The 23,560-nt window shown below is 57.9% G+C and carries 15 protein-coding genes; 4 read left to right on the plus strand and 11 right to left on the minus strand.

Features of this window, described 5'->3' with window-relative positions; genetic code table 11:
- Positions 1-204: 204 nt before the first annotated feature.
- Both ACTGJ9_RS16160 and ACTGJ9_RS16165 read right to left on the minus strand, forming a co-directional pair.
- Complete coding sequence (locus ACTGJ9_RS16160) at positions 205-1,131, minus strand: hypothetical protein (RefSeq protein ID WP_456677865.1); 927 nt, start codon at positions 1,129-1,131, stop codon at positions 205-207.
- A 43-nt stretch (positions 1,132-1,174) separates the two neighbouring features.
- On the minus strand, positions 1,175-2,407 hold the full coding sequence (locus tag ACTGJ9_RS16165) for an MBL fold metallo-hydrolase (RefSeq protein WP_456678541.1): 1,233 nt from the start codon (positions 2,405-2,407) through the stop codon (positions 1,175-1,177).
- A 313-nt stretch (positions 2,408-2,720) separates the two neighbouring features.
- Between ACTGJ9_RS16165 and ACTGJ9_RS16170 the strand changes: the two genes are divergently transcribed.
- Positions 2,721-3,425: a metallophosphoesterase family protein gene (locus ACTGJ9_RS16170; RefSeq protein ID WP_456677866.1), complete on the plus strand. Its 705-nt coding sequence runs from the start codon at positions 2,721-2,723 to the stop codon at positions 3,423-3,425.
- A gap of 133 nt (positions 3,426-3,558) precedes the next feature.
- On the opposite strand, the gene ACTGJ9_RS16175 is transcribed toward ACTGJ9_RS16170, so the two are convergent.
- From ACTGJ9_RS16175 to ACTGJ9_RS16210, 8 genes are all read right to left on the minus strand, one after another.
- On the minus strand, positions 3,559-4,974 hold the full coding sequence (locus tag ACTGJ9_RS16175) for a hypothetical protein (protein WP_456677867.1): 1,416 nt from the start codon (positions 4,972-4,974) through the stop codon (positions 3,559-3,561).
- Positions 4,941-5,966: a hypothetical protein gene (locus tag ACTGJ9_RS16180; RefSeq protein WP_456677868.1), complete on the minus strand. Its 1,026-nt coding sequence runs from the start codon at positions 5,964-5,966 to the stop codon at positions 4,941-4,943. The genes ACTGJ9_RS16175 and ACTGJ9_RS16180 overlap by 34 nt, the downstream gene beginning before the upstream one ends.
- On the minus strand, positions 5,963-7,537 hold the full coding sequence (locus ACTGJ9_RS16185; protein ID WP_456677869.1) for a DUF2357 domain-containing protein: 1,575 nt from the start codon (positions 7,535-7,537) through the stop codon (positions 5,963-5,965). The genes ACTGJ9_RS16180 and ACTGJ9_RS16185 overlap by 4 nt, the downstream gene beginning before the upstream one ends.
- Positions 7,538-7,638: 101 nt before the next feature.
- A complete protein-coding gene (locus tag ACTGJ9_RS16190; RefSeq protein WP_456677870.1) occupies positions 7,639-9,777 on the minus strand; it encodes an AAA family ATPase in 2,139 nt (712 codons plus the stop codon).
- A 13-nt stretch (positions 9,778-9,790) separates the two neighbouring features.
- The gene (locus tag ACTGJ9_RS16195) at positions 9,791-11,149 is read right to left on the minus strand and encodes a hypothetical protein (protein WP_456677871.1); all 1,359 of its coding nucleotides are present in this window, start codon (positions 11,147-11,149) and stop codon (positions 9,791-9,793) included.
- A complete protein-coding gene (locus tag ACTGJ9_RS16200) occupies positions 11,121-14,291 on the minus strand; it encodes an AAA domain-containing protein (protein WP_456677872.1) in 3,171 nt (1,056 codons plus the stop codon). The genes ACTGJ9_RS16195 and ACTGJ9_RS16200 overlap by 29 nt, the downstream gene beginning before the upstream one ends.
- 459 nt (positions 14,292-14,750) lie before the next feature.
- On the minus strand, positions 14,751-16,061 hold the full coding sequence (locus ACTGJ9_RS16205) for a hypothetical protein (RefSeq protein WP_456677873.1): 1,311 nt from the start codon (positions 16,059-16,061) through the stop codon (positions 14,751-14,753).
- A gap of 1,115 nt (positions 16,062-17,176) precedes the next feature.
- Positions 17,177-17,452 (minus strand): hypothetical protein, encoded by a 276-nt coding sequence (locus ACTGJ9_RS16210; RefSeq protein WP_456677874.1) that lies wholly within the window; start codon positions 17,450-17,452, stop codon positions 17,177-17,179.
- A gap of 303 nt (positions 17,453-17,755) precedes the next feature.
- On the opposite strand from ACTGJ9_RS16210, the gene ACTGJ9_RS16215 reads away from it, so the two are divergent.
- The 3 genes from ACTGJ9_RS16215 to ACTGJ9_RS16225 all read left to right on the plus strand — a co-directional run bounded on the left by ACTGJ9_RS16215 (position 17,756) and on the right by ACTGJ9_RS16225 (position 23,217).
- On the plus strand, positions 17,756-19,360 hold the full coding sequence (locus ACTGJ9_RS16215) for an MASE4 domain-containing protein (protein ID WP_456677875.1): 1,605 nt from the start codon (positions 17,756-17,758) through the stop codon (positions 19,358-19,360).
- 1,680 nt (positions 19,361-21,040) lie between these two features.
- A complete protein-coding gene (locus ACTGJ9_RS16220) occupies positions 21,041-21,475 on the plus strand; it encodes a hypothetical protein (protein WP_456677876.1) in 435 nt (144 codons plus the stop codon).
- 989 nt (positions 21,476-22,464) lie between these two features.
- Entirely contained in the window at positions 22,465-23,217 is a 753-nt protein-coding gene (locus tag ACTGJ9_RS16225) for an outer membrane protein (protein ID WP_456677877.1), read from the plus strand.
- A 77-nt stretch (positions 23,218-23,294) separates the two neighbouring features.
- Here the strand turns inward: ACTGJ9_RS16225 and ACTGJ9_RS16230 are convergent, their stop codons facing one another.
- Positions 23,295-23,531: a hypothetical protein gene (locus ACTGJ9_RS16230; RefSeq protein ID WP_456677878.1), complete on the minus strand. Its 237-nt coding sequence runs from the start codon at positions 23,529-23,531 to the stop codon at positions 23,295-23,297.
- Between the last annotated feature and the right edge of the window lie 29 nt (positions 23,532-23,560).

The raw sequence follows: 23,560 nt of genomic DNA on the forward strand, positions 1-23,560 counted from the left end.
GACATATCGCTCTCCTCGCGGTTAGCGCAACCATTTCGATCAGATACGAAAAATGCAATTAAACGATAGGCGAATTTAGGAGCCGGTCACAGCAGAATAAGGATGTCTTGACGACCTTTCCCCACATCCATGAGTGTGTGTTCTTCTAAGGGGATTGGGTACGGTGAAGGATCTTGTAAATGCGAGACGAAGGCTTTTGGTCGCCTACGGATCCCGTGAGGGCGCAGGGAGCTGGAGCCGCGTCCGAAACTCTTGCAGCGTCATCATGCAAGCATCATGCATGCTGTATCCGGCAAATGCGGCAGAGAAGAAACGGAGATCAAAGCTCTTCGGCTCTTCGATCGACTGAACGATATTGAGTAGTTTCCTGCTCCTGGGATTATGATTGGCAAGCAGAAAGACGACCTCAGGTCGGCCAGAGACCGAAATGGTTTCTACGGCAGCGCTGCGATTGAAGCTAATTAGACTCAACTCCGAAAGCTGATTGAACTGGTCCGCTATCGTCTGGCTCAGTTCGTGAACCTTCGCCGGATCACTTAGTATCGATTGCAGATCCTGGATGTGCTTTTTGATCCCGGCGTCTCCGTCGTAGGCGTCAATGCCATACTTCATCTCGATAAAGACCGGAGTGCACTTGGAGCCATCCTTTCGATTTTTGCTGAGCCATTTGACCCCCAACATGTCCAACCGCGCGCTTTGGCTCACGTCCGCGTATTCGATATCGGTAATGAAGTACTCGCTCGAGTTGGCTACCGGAGATCGATTGTTTTCCCATGCGACGAGTTGCTGAAATTCCCGTTCTGATTTTGCGTGCACCGAGAAAAAGCGATTCATCAGCTCCTTGAGGGCGGGGAGGGCACCGATCCACTTTTCGCAGTCCTCGGGCGTAGAAATCACGGGCGGTAAAGCGGGGATGGGCTTGCTCTTCGCGTAATTGGGGTCGAACCAAGCGCTATAGTCAGAGCCATTCTGCCTGAGACGTAGAACGCTTCCGCCACGATAGTAAAGATTGATGGATGCGCCGCGAAGCGCGAGCATCAACGTGTCGTCGCTGCGCACCTGCTCCACGAGCGCCGCCAGCTTCCCTTGCTGAAGGTCATTTAAGAACTGCGGGCCAAGTTTGCGAGTCATGCTGTTGCTCCTGGGAAATTCAAAGCCGCCGATACTGTGAGATCTAGACTTGCCACCATTCGCCGTCGGTTCGGCGGATCACGTTTGGAAACAGATCGGTAAACCTGCTGGCTTCGAACGTATGGATCGGGACGAGTGCGCCTGGTGCGATGGCATTCGCGAGCCGCTGCAAATCCTTGATACTCGCGTGCCCCGATGTATGAATGTTCTCTAGACCCACATTGCGGTCGGTAAGGTCGGATTTAAGCTTCGCGCCCGTCCCGGCCGCCAGATAGCCGTCCCACTGGGACCAAATTGCCCGGGCGTTGCGCCATAGGTTGGCTTCGTCAACATCAGGCATCATCGCCGGTCGAAACAGCATTACGGTGCTATCGGCGATCTCGGCGATGTGCTCGCGGAAAACGCGGGCAGCCTTGTAGGGCTCAAGCAGATCGAAACGCCGGCTTCTTGCGATCTGGCGCCTTTGATATTCCGGTACGTAGACGGAGAGGTTTGGCCACCCGGGCGCCGGGAGGTTTTCGTTGCCGGTCGCTCTGAGAATCTCCATCGCGTAAAGGTCGAGCAGCAGGGTTCGTCCGGTTCGCTTGCATGCACGATAGATGCTCACAATGCGATCGATGTTCTGTGCTGAGGCGGATATCGCGACGAAGCCGGGGAGGCCAAACCGGTCGGCAAGGAGCGCTTCGACATCCGCTTCTGATGGAAAGGTTTTGTCCTCGTCCAAGCGGCCGAGACTTGATCCTTCCATCAGTAGCGTGTTCACGGCTTGTGGCGGTTGCTGGATCAGGCGGTCGAACAAGGCAGCCTTGCGACCGTGTGCGCGAATATCGCCCGAATAGAGCAGGCGGCGGCCTCCAGCTTCGACCAGAAGCGCGTAGGCATCAAAGGCTGAATGGTCGACCAAATAAGGCGTGATTGCGAATGGGCCGATGGTAATTCGCTTACGGTCGGCAAGCTCAATCGTTTCGCCGGGAGTGAACGGATTAGGCACGAACGGGGCCGCCGCGTGCAGGATGCGGCGGGTCGCCGCTCCCATTGCGGTGGGAATGCTTGTGTGCGCGAGCGGAACGAGGCCCCAATGGTCGATGTGCCCATGAGAGATCACGATAGCACGAAGGCGGGCATCGGCGCCGTCTTCAAGCCCAGGAACCGGCGGGAGAAGCGCGCGATCGGCTCCTTCCGCATCCAAGGGCTTGCCGAGATCCAAAAGGATGCGCTCGTGGTCGCAGGACAGCTCGATGCAGGAGCCTCCGATCTCGTTGGAACCCCTGCGGATGCAAGCCCAGAAGCCGGAGCCCTCTGGTCCTCCACTATTGTTATTGGCCGTGTTTGTCAGCGTAAGCTCTCTTTGTTCGGCGACACAGGGATACCTGATTCGGATAGACGCTGATCCATCATGCCCACTCAAATTTTAGTCTTTGGCTTCACCTGCCGGCCTGAGTGGTGCAGCACCCGAGCGACCGTCCAATCTTCTAGATTCAATTTAGCCCCGACGAAGTTTACGCATTATGGAACATTTACAGAAAATATTTGCCTGGGACTGCATGAACTGCCGTGCCATTTGCCGACGATCACGATGAGATAGCTGAATGACCGACGCGATTACTTTCGCAATTGGCGACGTTCACGGTTGCTCGCACAAGCTGGAATCGCTGCTCGCAGCCTGTGAGAGCGTGAGCGCTGGGCGGCAGGCGCGCCTCATTCTGGTCGGCGATTACGTTGACCGGGGACCGGATGCAAAAGGAGTTATCGATCTTCTGATGGAGAAGCAGCTCCGGGATCCCGAACGCTTCGTTTGCCTGCGTGGCAATCATGATCAGATGCTCATCGCTGCTGCCGATAAGGGTAGGTCCGACAGCGATCTCATGAATTGGTGGGCCAACGGCGGCGAGCAAACATTGGACAGCTACGGAGTTGGCGACCCAAGCGAAATACCTGAAGAGCACCTGGCATGGATCAGAAATCTTCCGCTCGAAATGTCCGATGGCAAACGGCTGTACGTCCACGCGGGTGTCCGTCCTGGCATTCCTGTGGCGGAGCAGAATGAGCATGACCTGCTCTGGATACGTGAGCCATTCCTCTCATCCCAGAGCGATCATGGTGTATTCGTCGTGCACGGTCACACGCCAACGAAAACCGGATTACCGGACCTTCGGCCCAATCGCCTCAACGTTGACACCGGTGCGTGTTTTGGCAGGCGGTTAACTGCAGCCATGTTCTCAGATCGTCAGCATGGACCGGTGATGTTTCTGAACGATCTTGGACAGGCTTGGCGGCCTCGGACGAAGAGCTAGGCACCATTCGTGCGCCGCTCTCAGCTTCTGCGTGGCGCGTCGCTGCTCGGTTGCCGATCAGACCGCGCGAATGGCTGGTTCATGCGAGGATGAGATAGCGCCGACCAGCGCGGCTAAATGCCTGTGAGTTTCCCTATTCCTCCGCCTCTGCACCGTCGTCGTCTAAGTCTTCGATCCGAACCAGAATTGCTGGATCGCCGCCGCCATCGAGGAGATCGCGGATGCTTGAGATCAAGCCAAGCTTCTCGTCAATGCGCAAGAGCTTGCCCCGCTGAGGCCCCAGGATATGCGCGGTTCGGTCCAAACTATCACGAAGCCTTTGCGCGGTAGGGTCTCGCCCGGCGAGAAGGGCATAGGGTTCAACTTCACGATACCTGAAGAGGCCGGCTATGGCTGACAGCGCATACTTGAACCGAATGTTGAATGAGAGCTTCTCTGTCAGAGCTACGAGTTCGCTGGACGCCAAGCGAACGATGTCTTCGACGAGGCGCCCTGTTAGTGCGTTCGGGGCTTCGGCCCGGCGCGATAAGATCATCGCAAATGCATTCATTGTATCTGCATTAGCCGGGCGTGATACGAGCGAGAGCAACACACGATGAATGCGCCGATCGCCTGTCACCGATCGACCTGCACCCTGGATTAGCACCTTCCGGGCCGCACGAGGAGCCAGAAGAGGGTGTTTGCTTCCGGTGAGGTCGGCATCCAATGCATCCACGATCATGTCCTGAATGCTTTCCGGACATCGGGTGAATGTCCAGGTCAGGCAGCGAGCCGGTCCGTTAACTTTGAGAGGTTGGCGAGGAGCCGTGGAAATCAGCCTGGAAGCTTCATCGAGCGCTGATGTAAGGTCGGCTATGACTTGTTCTGGTAGGTCTTCAGGCAATTCGCCGTCGGTCCCGACAGGTCGAAGGAGCCGCTGGGTCGCGGGATCTCGTTGCGATCGGGACAGCATAGCGGCCAGAGCGTCAAGGTCATAACGTCCGGTACGTCGCATCTGGGCCAGCTGGCTATTCAAGCCTTTGATGCGGTCGGTTCCAACCCAGAAGTCGATCCAGGGCGCTTCGACAATCCGTGTCGGTACTGTGGGCGGTGGCATCCTGAGTTTCTCGAGTATCGCATCAGGCGAAGCATCGAGCGGAGCAAGCGTGGTCCAATCGAGCAATATCGGCGACCGCTGAAGTGGCTCCCACTCAGGTGATGCGAGGGACAATTTTGCCCAGCTTTGCCCCGGGGTTTGCCGAAGCCGCAATTCGACCTCGACATCGGTCTTAGGAGCATCGCTCAGTGCTACCTTCCAGAACCGGACCTCCTTGTCTCCCTTGAGAACATAAAATTCGATCTCCCTCTTTCCGGCCAGCCACTTCAGGTCTCGATAGGGAGGAGAGACGTACTCTTTATTTGCTGGCAAAGTGGCGTCGCTGCCAATCAGGTCATCAAATTGTGGCTCATCCCGCCTCATGACGGCAAGGCTGATCGGGGTCAGCCGATCATAATAATGCGGCAGGCCCCTTTCGATCAGGCGGCCAGCCTTGAGCGTGCCGCGCGCCACAGCGTCCCAACTAAGACGCACAACGTTTGGAAAAAAGCCTGCAGTCGCCTGGCGAGAGCTGAGGCAAACGGCTCAGCCAGAGGGGTCAGCAGAAATGTGCCAGTGATCGCATGTGATGTTCCGAAGTCGATGCCCGACTGGAAGTCGGTGCGCGAAAATACGTCGTCCTCAGTCAAGGAAGGCGGAAAAACTTCGATCCAGTTGCCATTGTTCAGTCGCAAGATCTCCGCCGTCACCGGACCAATCCCAAGAAGTAGCTGAAGCCCGAGCGTGCTTTTCTCACAGGAGCTTTCCTTCAACACCGGATTGGCCTTCAGCACGCTCTCATCGGCCCTGTTCAAAAGGCTCTTTAGTCCGACCTCAGGAAGAAACTGCTTTCCGTAATCGTCGCGCTCTGGAGCAAAATGGTTCGGATGTTCGGCATCACGACGAAGGCGAAGTGTCTGAAGCTGGAGCCCGTCGGTGGAATGAATTAAAAAACAGAAAAGGGCGCCTTCGGTGTCTGGCGAGATCTCTCGGCGTTCCAGAGCGTGCAGGAAAGCGGCGACTGGCCTCCAGAGAAGTCGAACCTTTCTCGTATCTCGATGAAAGATCGAAAGCTTGCGAAACTGTGCCGCTTCATCGAACTGCGGGATATCGGGAACGCTGAGGATAATGTCCTCCGCACCCCGAGCGAGGGCTCCTACCGCAGCGCGATAGATCTGCTTGCCCTCCGGGGTGTATTCCGCGCGCGGATCATCAAGAAGTGGAGCAAGCGCAACTCTGCGCGCCGGATCTCCCAGCTCGCCCCAGCCTTGGCCCCGACCGTGAGGCGCGATGGAGGCCTGAGGCCCGGCGATCCAATCGCCCGAGTTAAGCCTAACAGCAACTGTCCCAATGCCGCCTTCGATGATCTTCGCGATGTGCAGCCGAACCTCTGGCTCTTCGGAGTTCCAGTCGCGTACGGCGATATCCTTCCACCCATTGATGTCGATCCCCGAAATTCGTCTCATCGACGATCCTCGGCCGTCAAGATCGAGGTAAACAACTGCGTCAACTCTTTAAGCGCATTCCATAGGCCAGTGCGTTGCGTGCCGATCGTGAGACAAATAGCCGACGTACCCCGCTGACATTCGTGGCTTTCATCGTCAGCGGTCGGACGAAGAACCGCGGCAGCAACAATCTTAGCCTTCGGCCCGATCGCGAGAATGCGCTCGATCTCCGCCAGTTCTCCCTCGACCAACCCGCCATGAACCGCCCAGATCGGCCAAACGACGGCGTTCCCCAGGAAGCCAACGACTTCACCGAGACGTCCGAACCGGATCAATATAGGCGCGGCGAAATCAGAAATAGCTTTGTCGGGCCTGCGCATTCTATAGCGGACTTCAACGGTCAGCTTCTGTTGAGGCAGATGGAATGTGGCAAGCGGATTGTCGTGACTGATCCAGGATCCGCGGCTTTGTTCGTCGAGAAATTCAAGAGGTGCCGCAGCGATGAGCCTAGCGCCGGGGACGTCTGACAGCGCGACAACGACAGCAAGGGTACAGAACTCTTCCCAAGAGCGGGCTTGCCAGCGCCAGAGCTCGTCGAGAATTCGATCGCGATCGAGCAGTTCTTGCCAGCTGGTCCAAGCTCGATGATAGTTGATGTTGTGCTGAAGAACAAAATTTGGCGTAACACCGGGATCCACCGACCTGACTCCGTGGTCGGCTAGGTGGCGTGCAAGTCGACGGCTGGCGCGGCCGAAGGCATCCACCTTGCGGGCGCGCGTGCTCAAGCGCTTCGCCTTGTTGAGTTCGAGATAGTCGCGAGCGGCGTGTGATGCCAGTTCGCAGTAAGAGCGAAGAACCCGATTTTCCAAGGTGTCGAAGTTCTCTTCGCGAGCAACCGCAAGGAGTCGCTGTCGGTCACCCGCTCGTTCGGCCAGAGTCTCTCCTGGCTGCCGTACCAGCCAGGTCATGGCTCGTCGATCTAGCTCCTGAACCCTGGATAGTGGAATCTGGCGGTGAGTACGCCGCAGGATCCGGCGAGGAGATCGAGCAAGCTCATCGATGGTCCGCCATAATGCAAAGGCATGTTTGACGATGATGTCCATGCTCGGTGGGGTGTCGGCATCTTCCTCCGTCCAGCGGTGGCGCAGTTCTTGCCATATCCGTGCCGGATCTCCGAGCGCTGAATCCACGTCTCTCAGGCGAGCCCATACTGCCTGGGCTCTCAACATCAACCTGTGCGCCTCATGTTCTTGCTCGGTCTGAGGCTCCTGCTTTGCAGGCGGGCGTTCGGGGATGCCGTGCCAACGGAGGCTGACGTTCTGACTACCCGTCGAGATGCTGATGCCCGGCGCATTTCGGAGCGGGAATGGAATGATGGAAAGACGCCGCCCATCATCCCCCGCTTCGAAACCAGGAACGCGCTCGGCTGTGTCCGGCTTACCATTTACCTGGGCGCGTAGATTGTCGGTCTCATAGAGCCAAATTGAAGCGGCGTGATTGGCTCCGATTTCAATATCCTGATTTCGCACCGGCAGTCGGTGGATTCGTTCGAACTGAAGAAGGGCCCATGGCCTGAGCCAGATCTCGAACACGGATCTCACCTACCGCGTTAGACCGCGCCACACGAACAAACCTGTGCCGCCAGCCTGCCGGGTCTGCAGGTCGGCGATTCGGTCCGCCATTAGCGAATCATTCAGTTCGTCCCGAAGCAATCGATCGAGATCATCGAACGCCGCTCGGTGGCTTTCGATCTCAAGCCTCTAAGTTTGGGCAGAATACGAAGTTCGATCTGATCAACTAGTGGTGCGCGGTAGTCATGTCCCCGAACTGCTGGATAATTTGCAACATATGCGATGATTGCATCGCGCAAGCGATGACCAAATGGGCGACCGCAGTCCTCCATGATCTTGGCGAGTTTTTCAATGACAGCATCGACGGCGGTACGCACCCCACCCTGCAGATTCGATGCCGGCTTTATCCAGGTGCGCCATGACTTGAATGACTGTGCTTCCCGCGGGCGATCGCTGCCTCGATCGTGTATCTGATCAGGAAAGTTAGTGGGGGCTGCAAACTGCAGGATGTTGCTTCTGTCGAGAACCTTGTCCGAGAGCGACTGCGTACTTTCGTCATCGTTCATGGTCCCCACAAAGAGCACATTGTGGGACGGAAACAGGGTTATCGGCTTCTCCAGGCCCCTGATGTCGATCGGGATCATGGCGTCCGAGCGCTTACGGGCGTCCGAAGCCTCGTCGTATCGAGGCCTCGCTTCCAGGCGGCTGAGGAACTCCGAAAAATAATACTCGACGCGAGCGAGATTCATTTCATCGAGAAGGACCAACGCGATGTGATCGGATCGATCGGAGTCCGGTGCACAGGGAGATTCGTATGGATTCATGTGGATCAGCAGCCTAGCGAGATCAGTAGCCCGATAGTTCTTTTCGATGTAGTTGTAGAAACCAAGGAGATCCTGCGGACTATCCCAACGAGGTTCCACTGCGACCTGAAGGAAATGAATGCCCATGGCTTCGGCGTAGCGCCTTGGCAGCAGGCTCTTGCCTGTTCCAGAGACGCCTGCGAGCACGGTGAGCTGAGAGAAATCGTTGATCTTGAGCGCCGTGTGGAAGGCGTGAACGGTCCGGTCGCTGTATCTTAGATTGTAGGAACTGAGGTATTGGCCAACATTGTGTAGCGCTTCCGCTTCGCTCCACGGAGCTTGTCGCCTGACCGCTGGGAATTCCAGGACGGATGGCACTTTGATGAGGTCGTCGAGCAGGCGTTCCTGTTCGGCTTCCGTGACCTCAGCTCCAGTCTCTCGGTCCAGTATCGCCTTCCGGACCTCCAGTTGCGTCACGTCGTCCCTAAGTGTCTGAACTTTCGCCTTGATGGCCTCCCTTTCCTGCAGGAGGGTCTCAAGAGGCTGCTGCTGGCGCTCGAGCTCTTCGATATCCTTTAGAAGGTTTTCAAATTGAATCTTCCTTGCAGCTTCGAGCGCGGCAATCGTTTTTGCCTCTTCGATCAGCTTGAGAGCGTTATCACGTTCTGCACGAAGCGGCTGTATTTGAGAGGAAATCTCGTCACGCTCGGTCTTGACTAACTCCAGCTCCCTCCGCGTACGTTCGACCATTTCTGGGCTGAACTTCTCCATAATATCCTGTAGCTCGGCGCGCTTCTTGTTCAACTCCTGGGACACCGTCGCCAGAGGCTCTTTCCGGCGCTCGAGCTCTTCGATTTCCTTTGAGAGATTATCGAGCTGGACCTTCCGTGCAGCTTCCAGTGCGGCAACCGTTTTCGCCTCTTCGATCAACTTGACAGAGTTGTCACGTTCTGCACGAAGCGGCTGTAGTTGAGACGAAATCTCGGCGCGCTCGGTGGTGATCTGGTCGAGCTCCCTCCGTGCTCGTTCAAGTCTGTCAGGGCTAAACTTCTCCATAATATCCTGCAGCTCGGCGCGCTTCTCGTTCAGCTGTTGCGAAATCGTGGCCAGCTCGCCCGCGGCCTCTGCCGCCTGCGCTTTGACTTCTTCGATTTCATGCCTTGCATCCTCAAGGGTCGCAAGTTCGGCCTTTATCACGGCGAAGCGCTCTTCCATGCTGGCGACTTCGGCTATGAGCCGGTCTCGCTGCTGGATTTTCTGTTCGACAACGCTCAACTCCTGCCGCCTGTCCGCAAGCAGACCTTCTTCCTGCGCCCTTAGCTCTTTGATGTTCTCGTAGCGTGTAGCGTCCGGAAGTCGATCGCGACGGATCTGAAAAGCGATCGCGATTCCGCTCATCATGAGAGCTAAAGCCGTAAGCAGGATGACGGCAGGCAGAACGAGCTGGGTGGCGTCCACGATTTTTCTCTTCTTACGGCTGTGACGAGGCTCTTGGTGCCTGATTGTTCGGTTGCGGAAGGAGCCGGGTTGGGCCGGACAAGGGCCTCGGCGCGGTGGCTGGAGCGGTTGCCCTAGGGGATTGGGCCGGCGGCGCTAAAGCAGCGGCAGGCGGTTTGCTGCTGGCGATGCATTGCTCCTGGAGACGCGCGGTGTCGTCGTTCAGTTTCTTTCTCAAATCATCCAACTGGTTCAGTAAACTTGCGCGTCGCTGTTCCATATCTGAAATGCCCGCCTGCACCTCGGCGAGAGCCGTTTCAGATTCCGACCGAGCTTGCTGGGCACGAGCGACCGCCATCTCGTCGGTCGCCATTTGCCGCCTTTTCTGTTCCAGGGTCGCAACTTCCGTACGAAGGGCAGCCGCCCTTTTCTCGGAGGTGGCAGCCTCATCGCGAATGGTCGCCAGGGCCGTCTCTGCGACCGCCCGCTGGGATGCGGCTCGTTGGGCAGCTTGCTCGTCGACGGCAAGACTGGTCCGAAGTAGCGTGAGGCGTCCGATATCAGCTCGGAGCTTCGCCAATTCCTGCTCCACGGCCTGGCGGTCCACTTCGGCCTTAGCGGCGGCTTTCTCCGCAGCTGATCGCGACTCCTCAGCTTTCTTCGCCACCGCATCACTAGCCGCAATGCTGCTCTGGATCGCCTTGTATCGGTCTGTTTCTATTCTCAATTTGTCGCGCTCTGCCGACAGGTCTTGCCATTCCTTGTTGACCCTATCGCGATCGGCCTTCAGTTTGGCCGCATCCGCTGCGGCCTTGGCGGCGAGCTCGGTGTCGCGTTCAAGAGCGCTTTTCCGATCTTCAAGCTTCTTTATGTCGGCATCTAGTGCATCCCGCCGGTCTCCGACCGCTTTGAGTTCGTCGGTCCGTCCAGCTATGGTTTTGCCTACCGACGCGCTCTCTGACTTGAGGATGTCCAACTGGCGTGTCTGGCTTTCCATCCTAGTCTTCAGCTGCGATAGTTCAGCTTCTGATGCGCGTTGTTCGGTAAACAGCCGATCGCGTTCTTTCTTTACTTGCTCGATGTCCGTAGCCGCCTTTTCGGCGTCGTTCTTGCGGCGGTCTGCGGCCGTTCGGGTATCTTCGAGAGATTTGATTTCTTGCCTTAGCACCGGAAGCTGGGCTTGCAGCGCCAATACCTCAACCTTGCCACGCTCGACATCATTCTCGCGCGTCGCAATGGACCGCTCATGCTGTTGCACGAGAAAGAACAGCGCGGAGTTGAGGCAGATGACGAAAAAGGTAAGGCCGGCGATTAGGGCTATCCACTTCCATGACGCTGTAGCTGATGGAAGCGTTGGCCCGCTATCAATTGAATTCGCGTTCAATACGGTCAAGACATCCCTCCATGTCGTCTGCAAGCTGGTGGACCCAGAAGCGCAGCACCGTAAATCCACGGGCAGTGACTTCATTGTCTCTCAGCCGATCGGAAGTCTTTCGATTCCCAGCCACGTCTGTGTGCCAGCGAACACCATCAACCTCAATGTCGAGTTTTGTGCCACCTTTGCAAAGCGCGAAATCGAGGAAGCGGGTCCCAAGCGGATATTGAGGATGTGGGTCCAGTCCGCGCAGTTTCATCGCGGTGTATAGCCGGCGCTCCCAGCTGCTGTCGAACTGCGTTGGCTTCGGTGGGGACCAAGGGCGACTAGCACGGTCGGCGAGAAACTCGATGTGGCGTATTCCGCATTTCTTGGCGTGAGCGAGATCACCCACGGTGATGCAGAGCGCGCGGGCGCGACTGACGGCGACATTCAAACGGCGTCGTTCCTTGCGCAGAAAGGCCCGGGTCGACTGTTGCGAGTTCGCGGCCATTACGAGAGATAGCAGGATGATGTCGGCCTCACCGCCCTGAAATTTGTCGACAGTCGAAATCCGTAGCGAGAGTCGTTCGCGTTCAGGATCTGTCAGGTGTGACTGCACGATCTTCTGGATTTCAGCGACTTGAGCGTTGAAGGGTGCGATGACACCAACCGACCCATGGAAGCTGGTCTCTCCGGCAAATTTCTTGAGCAAGCGGGCAATTTGCTCAGCCTCAGCCTTGTTGATTGGGCCGCCGTTCTGTCTGGTTTCGGAGCCGGTGACATCCTCCCAGGCAAGGCCCGGACGATAGTCCTTTGGCGGGTGAAATTGCTCGTCCCACCGACGGCCAATGAGCTGATCGCTGTAAAAGTCGGCATTGAGATAATCAACGATCGCCGGCGCCGATCGAAACTGGTCGGCCAGCAGAAAGCGCTTGGCGGCAGGACGGGTGGAGCAGAAATCAAACAGTGAATTGATGCTCTGAGCGTAGCGCGATCGTCCGTGCTTTGGAAGTCCAGCGGCATCCATCAATGCGTGCTCGGCACCCGTGCCTAGCGGCCGAATGAAATTGAGCTGCATTGGGTCTCCCACTACGACGGCTTTTTTAGCTCGCGCCAGGAGAGGGAGTGCCGAGGCAATATCGCTCTGGCTGGTTTCATCGAAGATGACATAATCGAAGAGACCGGGCGCAAGCGGGACCCGTGATGGTACGGAGAGAGTGCTCACCGCCCAGATCGGACGCCTACGCAGGACCGTCTGCGCGTCTTCATGGATTAGTTGTTTGGCAGATCTGACGTTGGTGAAAGCGAGCTCCTTTGTCCTGGCTGCGATCTGGCTCCGTTCTTCCTCCGTGGGCTTGGTCACACCATCGGCCAACTTCGGCAGGAAGGATCTGATATCGTTGGCGAGCTCCACATGGTCGATATCGCTGGGCTCCAACGAGTCCGAAGCTCTAGCCTTGACGAGAGCGGCGCGCACATCAGCAACCCGGCTGTTGATCTGTCGAAGTGAGGCGTTCTCGGGGAGGGGATTCAATAAGGGGACCCGATGCCGTCGTAGCCGCCTTAGTGCAAGAAGCAATCGCGTCAGCAGGCTCGGGAGCTTTTTGGCTTGGATTGTCGAGGGCTTCGCCTTGCCGAGAAGCTCGCGTCGCTCAACCAGCGCCGAAAGCGCGAGATGAAGGGCAGATTCGTCCCGGCGCTTGCGACGTCTGTCGTGCCATTCGGCGGCGCGCGTTTGCAGTATGCCTGTTGCCGCGTCCAGCTCGTCGTGCTGGCTCGCGCTGATTGTATCCTCGTGCGAGAGTGCATTGAGCGCATCCAGAAAGCTGATGTCACGCTCGCCTTCGGCATCGCGCGCTCGCGTCATTAGCGGATGGTCAGGAACGACTGCCTTCAGGCGTCTCTCGACCTCGTCAACCGCTTGATGATTGCGGGCGGAGAAAAGGACGGTTTTACCTGCCATCACGGCTGAAATGAGGAGCGTGAAGATGAGTTCGCTCTTGCCGGACCCTGGTGGGCCCTGGATCACAGTCAGGCCGTGCTCCAGTGCGGCCTCGGCGGCACTGAGCTGATGATCGGTTAGTGCCTTTTGTTCACCGACGGGCAGGACATTGATCCCATCGAGTGAACGCGGAGGGGGCAAAGAAGCTGCGAGCAGCGTCGACAGTGCCGTATTCGCCAATTTTTCCTCCGGCCACCCGCGGATCTGCTCGAGATCTTCAGCAGCAGCTTTAGTAAAGTTCCCCTCCTCGGGGAGGAAAAGCGCAGCTGCGTTTCGGAGACCTTTGCCCAGCGTCGATATTTCGGGAGCAAGCTCGCCGGGCCTCAGGTTCATGCCTCCGATTGTTGCGAAGGAGCGTCTGAGACGGTCGCTGATACCGCCAATGGTGTTGTCTTCGCCTTCCGCAAAGAGTTGCTCGGGTATTTCGCTAGGCTTCCGAGGCGTGTGGCGACAGACTTCGTGCACCCATGCGGGGTTGAGTGTCGGCTGGGGATCTTCAATGTTGAGAACGACGTCCTTCCCTTCGATCCGAAAATCGACCGGCAGGATCAGGGCGGGGACGAATAGAGGTCCCTGAGGCGAGGGGAACACAGAGACGGGCCAGCCGATGGCTGGCGACGAAAGATTTTGTTTCGATAGCGCTTCGACTAGCGCCTCAGGGAGGCGCTCGGTGCTGATGCGAATGCTGGCATAGGCCCACCATGTCCCACTAAGTCGCAGCAATTGCCACAACGAGCCATGACGATCCGCAAAGGCCTCTATCTTTCCGCGCGGATCCTTGCGTTGTGTCGCCGCATAGTACCCGAGCAGTGATCGCCAATCCGGCAGGGAACCTTCGTTTTCCGATCTGTCCGAAGCGATATCTTCGGAAGGCCGCAGCGGATACCATGTCGCATCAACCGCAGTGAGGGAGTTGGCGGGAGCTGCGCCCGGGGGCGCCGCCTTACCCTCGGCTGAGGGGGGGCCATCTTTACGGTTGGTTTGCAGACGTGCGACCTGCCACCGACCGGCCGGATTCCGAATGACTTCGCCGCGCTGGGCCAGAGCGCCGAGACCAGCCATCAATTCCGAGGCGCTCAGCCGGATGCCTGATGCGCTCAGTCGCCAGATGAGCTGATCGTCCGTCGCGCCACGCGGAAAAAGCGAGAGGAGCTGACGAATGGTCTGATCGAACACTATTGTCTCTCGCCTAGCATTCGCGAACCAATCGTCGGAAAAGTCGCAAGGTCTTCGAACGTCCGGAGCCTCATCCCCAAGTTCGACGAACACGGTTCCAACAGTCCTCGCAATCGTAAGTGTAAGAGTCCATTACGCAATTGCAGGCTGTCTGTAAACGAGCCCCGCCTTTGTCGGCCATGTATTCTGTTGAGTAGGGCTTTTTCTGCGCCAGCTGTCCGATCATCCCTGACGCAGCGCGCTGCTGATCCGGAAGGACTCGAACCTGCAGCATGATTATTGTGAGCGATCTGGTCTAGCTGTGGAGCACGCGAGGTTGTGAGGACATTTTCATTTAAGACTAAAGTTGAGGCGCTCATTTAGAAATCAGCGTCTAAGTCATTGATGTTCCTTCAGCCCTCTATATGACTTTTAGAAACTAAGTGGCTGAAAACATTGGGGTTGCGATCGGACTCTTAATCAGCGGGTCCCAGGTTCGAGCCCTGGTGCGCCCACCAAGCTTTTCAATAGCTTAGATACCTTGCGAGCCGGCCATTCCGACAGGCGGTCAGCGGCTATTCCGACAAACCGGCTGCTTTTGTTCGCTCGTCGCGGCGCTTCTTGGTGCCCGAGATGAGCTGCTTGCGCGTGCGTTTCGCATAGGTCGGCAACTGCCGCGACGAACGGTGTCGACCAGCTGCGCGCAGTTCGGCGTCCGTTAGGTCGCTGTCTGCTCCCTCGGTGAAGCCGCCATGCCGGAACGAGGTAAACGACAATTCCTCCCTCAGGCCGGCGGCTCGGATGATCTCCTTCGACATCGCGGAGGTAGCGGAGATCTTTCTTTTCGGTGATCCATGGCAGCGGGGTGCGGGACCTACGATGCGCGTGGTCCCGCCGAAAGACGAGGCCGGAGATTGTTGTCTTTTTAATCTCGTCGAGTTCGGCCATCAGTTCGGGAAACAGCGCCTCGCCCGCCTCGTCGAAGAGCGGCCACCAAGCTTCCTCTCCATTCTTGGGGTGTACGATCTTGACGCTATTCGGACGCTCCTTCGGGCGGTAGTGCCCGATCTCGAAGGCGCCGAAGACGTGCTCTTCCCGTTGCAGCCATTCCCAGGTTACGAGTGCTGCGGTCGCGACAGAGCGATATCCTCGATCGATCGCGGCAGCACGGAAGGCGACGAGTTCGTCCCATGTCGCTGTCGGCGTCTCCCGTACGGCCTGGCCTGGCGCGCGAGCCTTGAGCCCCATTCGAGAGAACGGATTGATGGCAGGGACTTTCTTCTCTTCCGCACGCTGGCCGACAAACCATGCGCGCCGGCACCCAACCATTGCAGCGTTGGCAAAGCGCCGACGCTCACGCTTCACGATGCTGCCGTCAGGTTTCTTTTCCTCGACGACCAGCAGCTTCGCGTAGACAGCGTCTACGAATCCTTTTGTGAAATCTGAGATCAGCTTTGAGCCGGCTCGGGTGCCATCCTTCAGCCTATGGTTGGCGAATAACGACAAGCCTTGCTCGTAAAGACGCTGTGTCTTGTGATCGATCTCCTTCCACTTCTGGTGCGCCTTGAACACGCCCACTAGCCAGTCAAACGATCCCGGCGTGACGGCTGCCGGCACCATGTCCGTCAGGCCGCGAGATCGCCAGCTATCGAAGGCCGGCAAGAGGACGTTCTCCGCCCGATCGACGGCGGCCCCGTAATCCTGCCCCAATGCTTCGGCTTCAATTTGGCATCCCTGTGCGCGGGCCCAGGTCGGCGGCTCAAAAAAATAGGCCCATCGACCATTCTTCAACGGCTTTCGCCGGCAGTACCGCGGAAGCTTCAATGATGTGCGAGGCGGTTTCATACAAGCGACGCCAAGTCTTGTTTTGCGGGACTATCCGAATCTGGCTCGAGGAAATTGTCAATGGCCGCCTTCGACCAGATCGGTTCTTTGGCCCGTCCAATCCCGTGATAGCCGATCGGTGGAGGCGCCTCACCCCAGCTCACCCCCGCGCCAGCTCGCTTGTATCGCGATAATCAAGATATGCGGCTGCCATATCGGCACGCATAACCGTGGGCCATGCGCCGGTCGGAGGATAGCGGGCGGGAAGGGGAGAGCGTGGCGACATCGCGCTTCCTCGAGCCTCTCACCTGCAAATCGAACCCGAGTTACACAATTGCGCTTTTGACGGCTTCCCTCCAAAAGGTTGGGGCACCTTTTGCCTCCGCGCTTTATCGACTCGATCAACAGGGACAGACAACAGCGACCATGAAAAGCCACCGCGGCAAGCGTGCGGGTATTCGGCTAGCTTTGAGTGCGAATAGGACGGTTGCTCGAGCAGTGACGCGTCATCCCTTTGCGGTCGACGACTTGGGTCCTCGCCGATGCGTCTGGTGCGGAAACTGGTGCAGCTTGATAATCTCTGCCTCGCTGACCGCGGTCATCGCTGCAAGCGGACCGTCATGAGCGGCAGACTATCGATCAACTTCGTTGATTTTGCTGTATTTTCGTTTGAGGTTGATCGCGTTCATCGTGGTTTGTTCACGTCGTTTCTGGTGCGAAACAGGTGCCGTCAGTGAGCTTCAGTGGGCAATTCACACCGCTGGCAACACAGTCTGTTCCATGATGGATTGGACCGGGACATCTCAAAAAGCGAAGCGCGATCAGCACTTAAGCGCGGTCCTCGGACCCCATGCTGTACCAAATGCTGTGCGGTCCGACCGGCGATTTCCATCCCGCGAGCAAGAATGGTTAGCGGCGACGGTGAGCCGGATTGTCATGCGACCTAGCCGCGGTCCTTGCAGAGGGCTACATGCGCGCGTGCCGTTCACCGGGAATACAACAGGCCCACGCTCGCACAGACGGCACATCCTGCAGGAACATCATCCCGCAGGATGCGGCCTTCAAACCGGCAACAGCGGCTATCAGCGGCAGACATAGCTTCCGTTGACAAGAACGCGGACGCAGCCCGTGCCGACCGCGGCCGCGCCGACGGCCGCACCGCCAACGACGGCGCGCCTGGTGGTGCGGCGTGCGACGCCGGCAACTGATACGGGGGTCAGGGGCCGTCCAACCCGTGCTTCTGCCCGGCCAAGCGACAGCGAAATGCCTTCGTCAGCTGACCAGCCTAGCGAACCAGACACGCCGAAGGCGACTACGGCAGCGGCGAGTGAAATGTTCCTGAGGATGCCACGCTTCATGATGATCTCCGTGCTGTGAGTAAGGTTGGATGCTCCATGGGCTGGTTCTCGGACCATTGATCGAGATCAAGGAACCGCAGAAAATCGTGCGGACGAGAAGCGCGCCTGAACCGGAAAGGGGCGTTCACTGAAATCGGGATGCAGACAAAGCGGAATCCAGAAATTGTCGTCCCACGAGGCTTTTCGAGTTTAACCGATGACCTGCGGACCCCCTGCAGCAAGGGTAATGCTGCTCTTTTTCAGATCAAGGTCGACTGCTATCATTGTGTCGCTGACGATCTAAAATCTGTTCGGGGAAGCACTATGCCTGACGCAGCGCACACGGATGTCCATACGGATTACTCGGCGCTCGTCGTTGCCAAGACGCAAGCGAATTCTCGCGATGAACGAATAGCAATCGCTCTTGTGCTCAGCATAGTCGCCTCCGTGGCGGCCGTCGCTCCTTTTGCACATATGCCGCTCGCGCGTGTAGATGCGTTCCTGCCTGCAATACAAACAACATTGAGCGCGGCCGATCTGCTGACAGCCTCTCTTTTGTTGGCGCAGTATCTCGTCCAGCCACAGCGCGGCCTTCTCGCGCTAGGATGTGGATACATCTGCAGCGGATTGTTCGCGTTCTTGCAAACTCTGGCCTTTCCCGGCGCTTACGCTCCCCTTGGATTGATAGGCGACGGCTTCAACACTGCGCCGTGGCTATTCGTTCTCTGGCACACCAGCTTCCCTCTTGGAATTCTGATCTATGCCTTCCTGAAGAATGGAACCGAAAACAAGATCGCGTTCGGACTCTCTGCCGTACAAACTCTGGTCTTGGCAGTTGGAACAGTGCTGCTCCTGGCCGCTCTGCTATCCTGGTTCGCGGTGTCGGGCACCGCCTATCTGCCTGACATGTATTCTTCGAGTGTGACCGTGCAAACTCAATTCGGGGTGCACGCTAATGAGGCGTTATCGGCCTGGTGTACGGCCGTGATGGTAACTATGATCTTGCGCAGACGCACGGTTCTCGACCTCTGGCTGATTGTTGTTCTTGCTGCATGGCTTCCAAGTTTCCTGATTGGCGCAGTCACCGCTGCTGCTCGCTTTAGCTTGGGCTGGTACGTTGCCCGCGGCTTCACTCTCCTGGCAAGTTGTGTCTTGCTTGCGGTGCTGCTTGCCGAAATGTTGGTGCTTTACTCTCGTTTGGCCAACGCCATCACCCTGCTGCGCCGCGAGCGAGCGAACAGGCTAATGAGCCTGGACGCGGCGACTGCTGCAATAGCTCATGAAGTCCGGACCCCGTTGGGAGCGATTGCTCTCAACGCAAATTCTGCAATGGGAGAGCTCGACAATAGAGAACCGAATTTTGCTGAGGTGCGACAAATTCTGCGCGATATTGAATCCGATAGTTACCGCGTCGAAGCCACTATTTCGAGCACGAGAGCTCTGTTCAAGGATGACGTCAGTATAAGGTCTCCAACCCACCTTCCAGACCTCGTCCGCCAGGCGCTGGCTCTGATTCAGCACGATCTTGAGACGAATCACATAATGCTGGAAACGGAATTTGAGGATCGCATTCCGCTCGTGTTGATTGACAGGATGCAGATCCAGCAGGTCTTGCTCAACTTGCTTCGTAATTCCGTTGACGCTCTCGGTAAAAGAAGGGGCTATACGCGAGTTTTATGCGTGGCAACGAAAGTTGATGGCAATTTAGCTGTTCGAGTATCAGTAGAAGACAATGGAGCAGGAATTTCCCCGGCAGATCAGGAGCGGATTTTCGATGCCTTCTTTACAACGAAAGCTAGCGGAATGGGTCTGGGACTGTCCATTTGCCGAACGATCATCGAGAGGCATGCTGGAAAACTGGAGCTGGTAAGGTCGGGCTCGTTTGGCTCTCTGTTTGAAATCTCGTTGCCTCTTGGGCCTCATCCCTGAGCGAGAGCCGCACAGGCCGGCAGCCAAACAGGAGAACGCGGGCCTTATTCCCCATTGATCATGGATGTCGATGCGAGTGTTGGAGGCACAGCGGGTCTTTCTCAAAGACCAGAATCTGAGTCTCGCCATGTGTACCAAAGAACAATGTCCTTAGAACGAATTGCGCGCACCTAGCACGCTCAAAGCGTGGTGGCTGACAAGGGGATGATCTTGTCAGATGATGGGTTCGCAATTCACTGGTCACCAGTCGCGGCTCAAAATGTTGGTGAGATCTGATCGCGCTCAAAATTCGTTGGCCCGGGCAATGGCTACTCCCACTTCGTCTCGAATGGATCGTGACATCCAACCGGTGATCGACGGGCTCCTTCGCGATTGCTTCGCGCAAAGGCCGTGGGTACGGCGGTGCGTGTTCAAGCGTAGCTCGCTTACTTCCAGGCGCAGTAAGGGCCCGGCATTTTCGTTCCGACCCAAAGGATGGATTCCAACGCAGTAGTTCCGACGCAGATGGCGTCGCAAGGAGGCCTACGGCTGCCGAGCGGCAGCATCTAGTCGGCGCCGGCGGCGCAAATGCGACCCTTCTGCTTCAATGGCAATATGCCAATTCCGGAGGCGAAGCTCGTCAGAGCGGTGATAGCGGCCTTGAAGCGGGTCTCGCACTGAAAGGTCTGTTGCGAGAGACGCGACCAGCTTTCTGCTTCCGCCATCCAGACATGCCGGTTGACCGAATCCTCGCTTGCAAGCCGGCGGCAGAGCGCTGCACAGCGATTGAGTTCGAACCGACCCATCATCATCTTCCCTGCCCGAGGTTCGATGTATGCGAGTTGAGCCTACGACGCGGCGCCGTGCGGGCATATTGCTCTTCTGGTCATTGTCCCAAGGGACAAGTCGCGGCCTTCGGTGTTGCAGGAAAATCGCGCGAGCCAGGCGGCCAAAAAACAGATTTCGTTGATTTGGCTCAACGGAGGTCGGGAGGAAAAGTAACAACCATGTCGCACTTCACGTGTGGGCTTTCAATCGGAGAACAACATCATGAGACAGAACTTAGCAAAGCCGGCTCTGGCCGCTTCCGTCTTCGTATTCTCTTCAATGTTATCGTTCGGTTGGTCCGGGCAGAGCGGACCGTCCCTGTCGGTTGAAAAGGCCGAGGCGCGCGTGGGTCGCCCGCTCACGCCGGTCAGTGTCGCGGGCGTTGCGCGGCGACAATATCGGCGCGCTGCGGTCGGTACCGCGGCTGCCGTCGGCGCTGCGGGCGCGTACTATGCCGGAGTCGGTTATCATGGTCCTGCGGTTCGGGCGGCAAGGGCCGCTTATTACGGGGATGGTGGGTCGGCAGCCGGCATTTCGGAGGGACCTCACTATGCCGTGCGCGCTTACTACGCAGGGGGCCCTGGTACGGCTATAGCGGATGGTACGACTACGCTGGACGCAATGGGATCAAATGCACGCCAGGCGGCACGGTCAAGCTCGACGATGGCCTGATGTATCATTGCCAATAGAAGTTGTCGAGAGGAGCGAGGCGAGGATTGCGCCTCGCTCCCGCGCACGGGATACCGGCCTTACGGCAGATGCAACTCCGGCAGTGTTCAGGCGACTACAGTTATGCCGTCAATTGTATTCCACTGGTGTCGTCCTCGTCCATTGCTTGCCGAACGAAAGTCTTCGCGGGCAACGGAGGGATCCATGCCGGTGTCAGGATATCTGTTCTATGTCGGCGGCTCGTTACTCGCGCTGCTTTTTGTGGCGAATGCCTGTCTTCCGGATCGGCCCGGCATACACGGCGGAGCGGGTGCGTCGGCCACCATCCGCATCCATTCCGATTGGAAATTACCTGAGCGGGTTGTTCTCGACACCACCCAGCCCACGATCGTTGCGGGTCGCCTCGCTAAAGTCGAGCTTGTTGCCCCGCCGGGTACCGACTTCGCCCAAAAGAGCGTGCGCGAGGCATTTGCTCAGTTTGGACCGCTCGATGCCGAACGACTGCAAACACGTCAGTCGACAAAGGCTGAAGCGAAGCCGCAGCGTCAAAACAAAATTGCGAGGAGGCACATTGAAAGACGTATCCGGCTTGTCGCGCGGCCGCCGCAGTACGGCTGGTTCGGCAACCAGGTTTGGTGAGCGTCTCCGTTCGTTGCGCCTGCAGAGTGGGACGCCCACCGTTGACATTGATCAACGAATGCACGTCGAGGCATTGGCTACTGAAACGTCCTCAAGATCGGGAGTAACTGACATGAGTGAAACGTCAAGGTTCGAGCGACTTGGTCGTCGCGAGGCTCTTTCGTTGCTGGGATGGGCCGCTGCGCTCGGGCTGGCGGCATCCGGCACGATCCTGTTCGGAACCCAAGCGCCGGCGCAGACAGTCGGAATGGAACGCCGCCAGGAGAGGCGGGGAGCGCGCCACGAGCGCCGCCAGGAGCGACGTATGGGACGTACCGAACGACGCGTAGAGAGGCGTGAAGGACGCACGGAGCGCCGCGAAGAGCGACGCAACTAGGACGTCAACATGATCTCACCAGTCATTGTTCGCCGACAGATGTCCGCTTGATCGCGATTCGGAAGCTGGCAGATGCCGCAGACCTGGTACGTCACGTTTGAGGTACACAAGCGCGGGACCTTGCCGAAGCGGCGAAGTCCCCGGGAGACACGCACGTTCGAGAGCGAAGCCGACGCGAGGACTTTCGCGCGAGAGAAGTTCAATGAGGGATTGGTCGTGTTCGCAGGCACGCTGAATCCCTTTTGCCGCGACAGCTGATTCCCTCGAGCGACATTCCGTCCTGGATCGAGCAAGGCCGAGGCGACGAGGTCGCCGGCCAGGAGGACAAGCGCGACGCGGAAAAAGGGTCGTGATTGCGACCTATTGTTGCCGATGCCAAGAAGCGAACTCCGGCGGCCGACGGCTTTCCTCCATTCGGAGACCAGGCGAAATCACTGAGGGCTGGCCAGCGAGAAATGATCAGCTCGAGTGCAAAATGTCCTGGGTGTTGCCATTATGGCACGCGGAGATTGCGCCCTCGCCCGTAGAGTTCAGCCGGAAGTTGGGGAATCATTGCATTGCAACAAACCCGCCGTTTCGACCGATCAGAGATGGCCGGCAAGGAGAAAGCACGATGAAAAGGCTTCTGCTAGCAACCGTTTGTCTGGTGGCATTGGGCGCCGTGGGGCCCGCCATGGCTGCCGATATGGCGGTGAAGGCGCCGCCGCCGGCGCCGATTATTCCGATCTACAATTGGACCGGCTTCTATATTGGCGGCAATGGTGGCTGGGCGCAGAACCACAACTGCGTGGATTTCCTGAACGCGGCTGGCGTAGCCGTCGCTTCCGGCTGCCGCGATCGGTCCGGTGGCGTCATCGGTGGCCAGCTCGGTTATCGCTGGCAAGCCAGCCAGTGGGTGTTTGGTCTGGAAGCTCAGGGCGATTGGGCGGATCTCAGCAACCAGCGCGTCAGCTTGATCGATCCGACGTTCTCCACGCGCGCCAAAACGAGTGCCATCGGTCTCTTTACCGGCCAGATCGGCTACGCCTGGAATGCCTCACTGTTCTACGTGAAGGGCGGCGCGGCGGTGACAGATAACCGCTTGAGCGTTCTTGATACCGCGTCCGGCGTCGAACTCGCCGCGCAAAGTGCAACGCGCTGGGGTGGTGTCATTGGTGTTGGATATGAGTATGGCTTCACCCCGAATTGGTCGGTGGGTGTCGAATACGACCATTTGTTCATGGGGCACCGGAATAATTCGTTCACGGTCGCCGATCCGCGACTTGCCGCTTTTGTGAACGACCGGATCACGCAGGACGTAGACATGGTCACGCTGCGCTTTAACTACCGCTTCGGTTGGGGCAACCAGGTCGTCGCAAAGTACTGATCTCTCCCGGGTCTGCGTCTTCAGGGGCCGACAGCAATGCCGGCCCTCACTTTTTGCGGCTTTGTTGCGGCATATGGTCAGCGCCTGCCGACGCGGTCGACCGGACCGCCGCGGTTTGTTGGAGTGCCGGGCCGCACCGCTTCACGTGCGGCAGCGCGCGCGACAGGACGCACTCCCAAGACGACGCCCGGTCTCGCGACGCAGTGCGCGGGATAGTCCACGTATTGGCAATATACGACAGCGTTGGCGCTTTCGGGGCTCGCGAAGACGAGCCCGGTCCTCAATGCAGCTGCCAGTCCGATGGGTGACTTCATTTAGGCCTCCTCTGTTTGGAGCCGCAGTC

The sequence above is a fragment of the Bradyrhizobium sp. RDM12 genome (genome assembly GCF_051917485.1).
Taxonomy (GTDB): domain Bacteria; phylum Pseudomonadota; class Alphaproteobacteria; order Rhizobiales; family Xanthobacteraceae; genus Bradyrhizobium.

Excerpts from the sequence above, each read along its gene's own strand:
- ACTGJ9_RS16160 (WP_456677865.1), bottom strand. The coding sequence starts at position 1,131 with ATGACTCGCAAACTTGGCCCGCAGTTCTTAAATGACCTTCAGCAAGGG.
- ACTGJ9_RS16170 (WP_456677866.1), top strand. The coding sequence starts at position 2,721 with ATGACCGACGCGATTACTTTCGCAATTGGCGACGTTCACGGTTGCTCG.
- ACTGJ9_RS16180 (WP_456677868.1), bottom strand. The coding sequence starts at position 5,966 with ATGAGACGAATTTCGGGGATCGACATCAATGGGTGGAAGGATATCGCC.
- ACTGJ9_RS16210 (WP_456677874.1), bottom strand. The coding sequence starts at position 17,452 with ATGAAGCGTGGCATCCTCAGGAACATTTCACTCGCCGCTGCCGTAGTC.
- ACTGJ9_RS16215 (WP_456677875.1), top strand. The coding sequence starts at position 17,756 with ATGCCTGACGCAGCGCACACGGATGTCCATACGGATTACTCGGCGCTC.
- ACTGJ9_RS16220 (WP_456677876.1), top strand. The coding sequence starts at position 21,041 with ATGCCGGTGTCAGGATATCTGTTCTATGTCGGCGGCTCGTTACTCGCG.
- ACTGJ9_RS16225 (WP_456677877.1), top strand. The coding sequence starts at position 22,465 with ATGAAAAGGCTTCTGCTAGCAACCGTTTGTCTGGTGGCATTGGGCGCC.
- ACTGJ9_RS16230 (WP_456677878.1), bottom strand. The coding sequence starts at position 23,531 with ATGAAGTCACCCATCGGACTGGCAGCTGCATTGAGGACCGGGCTCGTC.